Source organism: Amycolatopsis thailandensis (genome assembly GCF_042723255.1).
GTDB lineage: Bacteria > Actinomycetota > Actinomycetes > Mycobacteriales > Pseudonocardiaceae > Amycolatopsis > Amycolatopsis thailandensis.
This window is the reverse complement of the sequence record NZ_JBHXJK010000252.1, coordinates 1-5,122: the sequence shown is the minus strand read 5'-3', so window position 1 is coordinate 5,122 and position 5,122 is coordinate 1. Positions and strand designations below refer to the sequence as shown.

At 69.4% G+C, this 5,122-nt stretch carries 5 protein-coding genes; 3 read left to right on the top strand and 2 right to left on the bottom strand.

What is annotated here, in order from left to right; translation table 11 throughout:
- Nucleotides 1–88: 88 nt before the first annotated feature.
- Complete coding sequence (locus ACFWMR_RS42370; protein ID WP_378382471.1) at nt 89–721, bottom strand: MBL fold metallo-hydrolase; 633 nt, start codon at nt 719–721, stop codon at nt 89–91.
- A complete protein-coding gene (locus ACFWMR_RS42365) occupies nt 718–1,803 on the bottom strand; it encodes an S-(hydroxymethyl)mycothiol dehydrogenase (protein WP_378382470.1) in 1,086 nt (361 codons plus the stop codon). Before ACFWMR_RS42365 ends, ACFWMR_RS42370 begins: the two co-directional genes overlap by 4 nt.
- A 149-nt stretch (nt 1,804–1,952) precedes the next feature.
- On the opposite strand from ACFWMR_RS42365, the gene ACFWMR_RS42360 reads away from it, so the two are divergent.
- The 3 genes from ACFWMR_RS42360 to ACFWMR_RS42350 all read left to right on the top strand — a co-directional run bounded on the left by ACFWMR_RS42360 (nt 1,953) and on the right by ACFWMR_RS42350 (nt 5,021).
- On the top strand, nt 1,953–3,212 hold the full coding sequence (locus ACFWMR_RS42360; protein WP_378382469.1) for a helix-turn-helix transcriptional regulator: 1,260 nt from the start codon (nt 1,953–1,955) through the stop codon (nt 3,210–3,212).
- A 277-nt stretch (nt 3,213–3,489) separates the two neighbouring features.
- Nucleotides 3,490–4,308: a L,D-transpeptidase family protein gene (locus ACFWMR_RS42355; protein ID WP_378382468.1), complete on the top strand. Its 819-nt coding sequence runs from the start codon at nt 3,490–3,492 to the stop codon at nt 4,306–4,308.
- A 26-nt stretch (nt 4,309–4,334) separates the two neighbouring features.
- On the top strand, nt 4,335–5,021 hold the full coding sequence (locus ACFWMR_RS42350; protein ID WP_378382467.1) for a choice-of-anchor P family protein: 687 nt from the start codon (nt 4,335–4,337) through the stop codon (nt 5,019–5,021).
- Nucleotides 5,022–5,122: the final 101 nt, after the last annotated feature.

Here is a 5,122-nt window from a genome sequence, read left to right as displayed (position 1 = left end):
ACATCAGACGTCCCGAAAGTGGCTTTCGCGACACCTCGGTCGGCAACCACGAGCCGGCGCCGCCTCGGTGAAAGTGGTCGTGACGAGGTCAGTGGCCCCGCGCGATCCATTCGGCCAGGTGCGGCGCCTCCGTGCCGATGGTGGTCCCGTCGCCGTGCCCGGTGTGGACCCGGGTCTCTTCCGGCAACGCGAACAGCCGCTTCTCGATCGACGAAATGATCGTCGGGAAGCTGGAGAACGAACGCCCGGTCGCCCCCGGCCCGCCCGAGAACAGCGTGTCACCGGAGAACAGGACCTTGGCCTCGGGCAGGTGCAGGCAGACCGAACCGGGCGAGTGACCCGGGGTGTGGATCACTTCGAGATCCGTGCCCGCGACGGCGATCCGCTCGCCGTCCTCCACGCTCCGGAATCCGCGCCCGGGGTGGGTCATCTCCCACAGCTCCCGATCGCCGGGGTGCAGCAGGACCGGCGCGTCGAGCTGCTCGCCGAGCTGCGGGGCCACGGTCACGTGGTCGTTGTGCCCGTGCGTGCACACGACGGCGACCACGCGACGGCCGCCGACGGCCTCGGTGATCGCGCGCTCGTCGTGCGCGGCGTCCACGATCACGACCTCGTCGTCGTTCCCGACGAGCCAGATGTTGTTGTCGACGTTCCACGACCCGCCGTCGAGTTCGAAGACACCGTTCGTGACGACGCGGTCGATCCGCGGGTCGCCGCTCACAGGATGACCACCGAACGCAGCACTTCACCCGCGTGTATGGCGTGGAACGCGTTCTCGACGTCGCCGAGCGAGATCCGCTCGCTCACGAACCGGTCGAGTGGCAGCCTGCCCTGCTGGTGCAGGTCGATCAGCACCGGGAAGTCCCGCTCCGGCAGGCAATCGCCGTACCAGGACGACTTCAGCGCACCACCACGCGAGAAGAAGTCCAGCAGCGGCATCTCCAGCCGCATGTCCGGCGTCGGCACGCCGACCAGCACCACGGTGCCCGCCAGGTCGCGTGCGTAGAAGGCCTGCTTCCAGGTCTCGGGGCGGCCGACCGCGTCGATGACGACGTCGGCGCCGAAGCCGCCGGTCAGCTCCTGGATCGCGGCGACGGCGTCGGTCTTCGTGGCGTCGACCGTATGCGTCGCGCCGAGGTCTCGCGCCCACTCCAGTTTCCGCGCGTCACGGTCGACGGCGATGATCGGCGACGCGCCCGCCAGGCGGGCACCGGCGATCGCCGCGTCGCCCACTCCCCCGCAGCCGATGACGGCCACCGAGTCACCGCGGCCGACACCGCCGGTGTTGACCGCCGCGCCGAGACCGGCCATCACGCCGCAGCCGAGCAGGCCGGCGACGGCGGGATCCACGCCCGGGTCGACCTTCGTGCACTGTCCGGCGTGGACGAGCGTCTTGTCCGCGAACGCGCCGATGCCGAGCGCGGGCGTCAGCTCCGTGCCGTCGGTCAGGGTCATCTTCTGCGTCGCGTTGAAGGTGTCGAAGCAGTACTGCGGACGCCCCCGCTTGCACGCCCGGCACTGCCCGCACACCGCTCGCCAGTTGAGCACGACGAAATCGCCGGGCCGCACCGAATCGACACCCTCGCCGACGCTTTCCACGGTCCCCGCCGCTTCGTGGCCGAGCAGGAAGGGGAACTCGTCGTTGATGCCACCGTCGCGATAGGTCAGATCGGTGTGGCAGACACCGCAGGCCGCGATCGACACGACGACCTCACCGGGCCCCGGGTCGGGGATCACGATGTCCGTCAGCTCGACCGGCGCCCCCTTCGACCGGGCGATCACCCCGCGCACCTGTTGTGGCATTCCCTGTTTCCTCCGCTCGACGACGAAGACATGCGCGGCGACGCATGCCTGACGCGAGGTTAAACCGGGACACCGGCGGCCGCGACCTGGCCGTCGGTCGAGAAAACCTGGCCTTTCGACCAGGTCGGGTGACGGCTACGCTGACGACGATGCCCGAATCCGCCGACCTGACAGCGCTGCGCGACGTCGTCGAAGGCCCGCTGGCCGAGATCGCCGGCCGGTTCTCACGGCTGCTCGCCGAAGACTGGCCGCACCAGGCGCTCGTCATCTTCACCCTGGAATGTACCGGCAGGCCGCGCAAGGTCACCGGCGCGAAAGAGATCGCCGACAAGGTCGCGATCCGCGAACTCGAAGCGATCAAATCCCTCGTCGAACCCGGCGGGCACCTGACCCTGACGGCCACTCTCGGCGGCGCCGCGCGAACGGTCTGGGCCGTGCGCGATCCCGGCGGGACACTGCTCGTGCTCGTCCCGCGCCCGAGCCGCAAACGCTTTCCCCGGCCCGGTCCGCTGGCGGAGATCTTCGGCATCGTCGCGACGTCCATCCGCCAGCAGGTCACCCAGGCCAGCCCCGACTACCTCGCCGAGTCGCGCGCGGCGTCCAGTGAACGCGCGCGCACGATCGTGGAGATGGCCGCCGCGCACGAAACCGCGCTCGTGACGATCCTGAGCGCGCTGCGCTCGACCCGGCTGGACGACCATCGCGCCCGCCTCGTCGCGACGGACTCCGCCTCCGCCGCGCTGGTGGCGCTCCGATCGGCGCACGAAACCGATCTCGCGCTGTCCGAGGAACCGGCGCACACCGCGTTCGGCAGGCTCCGCCGGGAAGTCCGGCAGGTGACGCGGCATCACGGCGCCGAAATCGAGTTCGTCGCGCCGTCGAAGGACGGGCGTCCGCTGCCCGGCGAGGTCGCCCACGCCGCCCGCGCGATGACGTGCACCGCGGTGCTCGCGTTCACCGCCCAGCCGGAGCTGACCCGCCTCCGTGTCGCGTGGACGAGCGACGAAACGGCGCTGCACCTCGACATCCGCGATCAGGAATCCGGCGAACTCGACGTCGCGGGCCTGCGGCTGCAACTCGACGGCCGCGCGAAGACCCTCGGAGCCACCGTCGAGGTCGACGCCGTTCCCGGCTGGGGCAGCCGCGTCACCGTCGACCTCCCTTTCGAGCCGAAATCGGACCGGGCCGGTGAGGCCGTGCTCGCCGACCTCAACCGCCGTGAACTCGAAGTGCTGCGACTCGTGGCGCGAGGGCAGCGCAACAAGGCCATCGCCGCCGCGCTCGGCATCACCGAGAGCACGGTGAAGTTCCACGTCGCGGGCGTGCTGAGGAAGCTGGACGTCGGTTCCCGGGGTGAAGCCGCGGCTTTGGCCTTGACCGCGGGAATCACCACTGAACACTCCGCGTGATCATCCCCCTCGGCGCCGTTGTCCATTCCCCACCGAATGGCCGCAGGGTCAAATACTCAGAGTGTGTTTTTCTCGGCGTTAACAGAATTCGCCTTTTCGCCTCGATCGAGTGAAACTCGGCGCACCCTCCTGAGCTGCGGTAATACTGTGAAACCGCAGGCAGATTCGTCCTGAAGAACGAGCGCGCGGATTGATCGGCGCACTGTCCTGCTGTTAGAGATAACCCTCCCGGATTCGCATCCCGTTGCGAATGACCCTGCGCATGGACAGGCATTGAATGACCCGATCGCAGACCTCTTGCGGTGCTCCACGCCCTCATCCGGCCGTCGCGTTTTTCGCACTGGCGCTGATGGTGCTGGCCGGCTGCGGCTCCACCCCGGCCGAAGGCGGCGGGGCCGCGGCTCCCGTCTCCCAGCCGTCCTCGTCGCCCGAGGCACTGGCCGCGCTGCCCGAGGCGAACACCTTCGGTGAACTGAAATCCGCGCCGGCCGACTCGGCCCGCGAACTCCCCGCCGGCGGCGAAGTCCTGCACCCGAAGGCGGACGCGGCGATCTACCGCGCTCCCGGAGCCGAGCCGATCGCCCGGCTTCCGGAAACCCAGATCGGCTCGCCGACCTGGGTCCCGGTGATCGCCCGGCAGGGCGACTGGGCGCAGGTGCTGCTGCCCACGCGCCCCAACGGCGCGACCGGCTGGCTGCACGCCACCCCGGAGACCGTGGAAACGGCGCACAACGATTTCGAGGTCCGCGTGGACCTCGCCGGATTCCGCCTGGAAATCCTCGAAGCGGGCAAGCAGACCGGCTCGTGGACCATCGGCACCGGCAAGCCCGAACACCCCACCCCCACCGGCCGCGCGTTCATCCTCGCCTCGATCAAGGAGAGCGTGAACACCTACAGCCCGATCGTGCTGCCGCTGAGCAACCATTCCGATTCGCACGAGACCTTCGGCGGCGGGCCCGGCACGGTCGGCCTGCACACCTGGCCGGACAACAGTTTCGTCGGCAAGGCCACCAGCGACGGCTGCATCCGGGTCACTCGCGAGGCGCTGGACCGCCTCGTCGAGCTGCCGCTCGGCACCGTCGTGCACATCACCTGAGTATTCGAACCACGGAGGTAATTTCCTTGTCCCCACGTACATCCGGCGTGCTCGCCTGCACGGCCGCGGCCTGCCTGCTCCTCACCGCCGCCCCCGCAACGGCCGCCCCTGCCGAGTCCGCGTACGCCATCGCCGCGTCCGGACTGGTCAAGATTCCGCGCACGCCTTCGGTTTCCGGGCCTGGCAAGGAATCCCTCGCCTCGGTGGCGCTGCCGACCGAAGGGCCGTCGCTGGTCGGCGCGAAGGCGCTGAACGCCGCCGTGAAGCCGGGTCACGCCGAATCCAGCGTCGCCGGGCTCGCGCTGAACCTCGGCCTGCTGCCCACCGGGACCGCCCTTCCCGGGCTGAGCGCCGAGGTGATCGAGGCCGAATGCGGCAACGGCAAGGGTTCCGTGTCGATCGCGAACCTGAAGGTCGGCGGCAAGACGCTCAAACTCGACCAGGTCGCGCCGAACACCACGATTCCGGTGGCCTCGCTGCTCGAACTGACGGTGAACAAGCAGACCAAGAACGCCGACGGAACCCTGACCGTGACGGCGGTTTCGGCCAAACTGCTCGGCAAGACGCAGACCCTGGACATCGCGTCGGCCACGTGCGCCAAGGCCGCGGGTGAGAAGCCGGAACCGCCGACCAAGCCCGGCGACAAACCGCAGCCCGGCGGCAAGGCCCCGAAGCCCACCCCGGTCCCCGCCCACCTGGACGTCACCGGCTGACGCTGCCACGGCGCTGACTCGTGTGATCAGACCCGGATCTCGCGTGTTCAGAGGCGGAACTCGCGTGATTGGAGACGGATCTCGTGTGATCCGTCTTCAAG

Coding starts and splice junctions, on each gene's coding strand:
- ACFWMR_RS42360 (WP_378382469.1), top strand. CDS start 1,953: ATGCCCGAATCCGCCGACCTGACAGCGCTGCGCGACGTCGTCGAAGGC.
- ACFWMR_RS42365 (WP_378382470.1), bottom strand. CDS start 1,803: ATGCCACAACAGGTGCGCGGGGTGATCGCCCGGTCGAAGGGGGCGCCG.
- ACFWMR_RS42355 (WP_378382468.1), top strand. CDS start 3,490: ATGACCCGATCGCAGACCTCTTGCGGTGCTCCACGCCCTCATCCGGCC.